This is a genomic window from Desulfovibrio sp. 1214_IL3152 (assembly GCF_036763055.1).
Lineage (GTDB): Bacteria > Desulfobacterota > Desulfovibrionia > Desulfovibrionales > Desulfovibrionaceae > Desulfovibrio.
Genome location: NZ_JBAIYW010000447.1, coordinates 1 through 2,345, shown reverse-complemented (window position 1 = coordinate 2,345; position 2,345 = coordinate 1). Strand labels below are relative to the sequence as shown.

1 protein-coding gene is annotated in these 2,345 nt (G+C 62.0%); it reads right to left on the bottom strand.

Going from position 1 to position 2,345, the window contains the following annotated elements; all coding sequences use genetic code 11:
- On the bottom strand, positions 1–2,345 hold a 2,345-nt coding region (mfd, locus tag V6C07_RS09445; protein ID WP_333536179.1), incomplete at both ends, for a transcription-repair coupling factor.

Sequence of the window (2,345 nt, the reverse complement as noted above, 5' to 3'; positions counted from 1 at the left end):
GGCCAGGGCCACAATGCGCTCGGGCTGCACGGCCGTTTGCCCGTCGGGCCAGGTCAGGCGTACATGCTCGCGGTGTACGTCGGCCTTCTGCACCTGCAGTTCCGTAAGAAACTGCTTGAAGTCCAGCACCGCCAGAAAGTTCGTCAGTTCCTCGGGGAAGGGGCCGAAACGGTCACGTATGGAAAGGGCTGTTTCCTCGCGTGCGGCCCCGCCCTGGGCGGAAGTAAGCGCCTTGTAGCAGCGCAGCCGCTCACGGCCGTCATCAATATACGATGCCGGAATATGGGCAGGCAGGCCAAGCGTAAGCTCTGTTTCGGCGACCGGACTTTCGGGCGTGCCCTTGAGGCGGCCCACGGCCTCCTCAAGCATCTCAAGATAAAGATCCAGCCCCACCCGACACATATGCCCGGACTGCACCTCGCCCAGTATATTCCCGGCCCCGCGCAGACGCAAATCTTCCATGGCCACCTGAAAGCCTGCGCCCAGATAGTCCATGTCAAGAATGATGCGCAGGCGCTCTTCGGCCACGGCCGTGAGGCGCTCGGCATCGGGAACCACAAAAAAGGCATATGCCTGCCTGTCGCTGCGGCCCACCCGCCCGCGCAGCTGATACAACTGCCCCAGGCCGAACATCTGCGCCTGATCCACCACAAGCGTATTGGCGCGGGGAAAGTCCAGGCCGGACTCCACAATGGATGTGCAGACCAGCACGTCCAGTTCGCCGTGCCAGAATTTGTGCATGGTGTCTTCAAGCTCGGTCTCGGACATCTGCCCGTGGGCCATGCCCACGCGGGCGTCCGGCACAAGCCCGCGCACATATTCGGCCACGCGCTCCAGCCCCTGAACACGGTTATAGACCCAGAACACCTGCCCTTCCCGCTCTATTTCCCGTTCCAGCACCTTGCGCAGCACATTGTCGTCCTTGCGCAGCACGGCGCTGGCAACGGGCTTGCGGTCCTGCGGCGCGGTTTCTATGATGGAAAGCTCGCGGATGCCGGACATGGAAAGCTGGAGGGTGCGCGGTATGGGCGTGGCCGTGAGCGTCAGCACGTCCACGTTTTTCTTGAGGGCCTTGAGTTTTTCCTTGTGGCGCACGCCGAAACGCTGTTCCTCGTCCAGAACAAGCAGCGTCAGGTTGGGCAGCTTTACATCGCTGGAAAGGATGCGGTGCGTGCCGATGAGAATGTCTATCTGCCCGGCCGCGGCAGCCTTGAGCACCTCTTTTTGCCTGGGTCGCGGCACAAAACGGCTGAGCAGGCCCACATTGACGGGAAAGCCGGCCAGGCGCGCGCGAAACGTCTGGTAATGCTGCTCGGCAAGTACCGTGGTGGGACACAGCAGGGCAACCTGCCGCCCTTCGGAAGCAGCACGAAAAGCCGCGCGCAGAGCCACCTCTGTCTTGCCGAAGCCCACGTCGCCGCACACAAGGCGATCCATGGGGCGCGGCCTGTCCATATCGTCCAGCACATCCTGAATGGCCTTGGCCTGATCGGGCGTTTCCTCAAAGCCGAAGGTGGCCTCAAACTCGTGGTACAGCTCGCCGGGGGGATCGTAGCGAAAGCCCTTGGTCACCTTGCGGTAGGCATACATTTCCACAAGATCGGCGGCAATTTTTTCAATGGCCTTGCGCGCTTTTTCCTTGCCGGCCACCCAGGCCGCCCCGCCCAGACGGTCAAGGGCAGGTTCCACGCCTTCAGTGCCCTTGAAACGCTGGATAAGCCCCAGCCTGTCGGCAGGCACATAGAGCTTGTCGCGCCCGGAATATTCCACCAGCAGAAAATCGTTGGCCGCGGCATTGAGATCAAGATGATGCAGACCGGCAAAGCGGCCGATGCCGTAGTCCCTGTGAACAAGCAGATCGCCGGGCCTGAGGTCGTCAAAGGTGTCCAGCCCCTTGAAAACGCGGGAAGAAATACGGGGCGTCTTTTCAGCCTTGGGGTAAAGGATGTCTTCGCCCAGCACCAGCACATCGTCCCACACAAGCTCGGCCCCGGAGCGGAACGGCGAAACCAGGGCAAACAGCCCCCGCTGATCGGGCGCATACCGCAAAGCGGGTATGATGCCGTCCTGTTCCGCAAGCTTCAGGAACTTTGCGCGGCTTCTGCCGGAAGAAAAACTCAGCACAACCTGCCGGCGGCTGCCTTTCCACTCCTTGAGTCCTGTGGCGAGATGCTGCCACGGGCGATCCTGCGCGCCGGGCAAGGGAAAAAGATCGGTAAAGGAATGCAGGGGGCGTTCGGGCAGGTCCAGCCCCCGCTCTTCCACACCCATAACCAGAGGCTCGGCGTACACGCGCTGAAAGGTATTCCAGGGGGCGGGCTGCGAACTTTTGCGCAGCGCCAGCG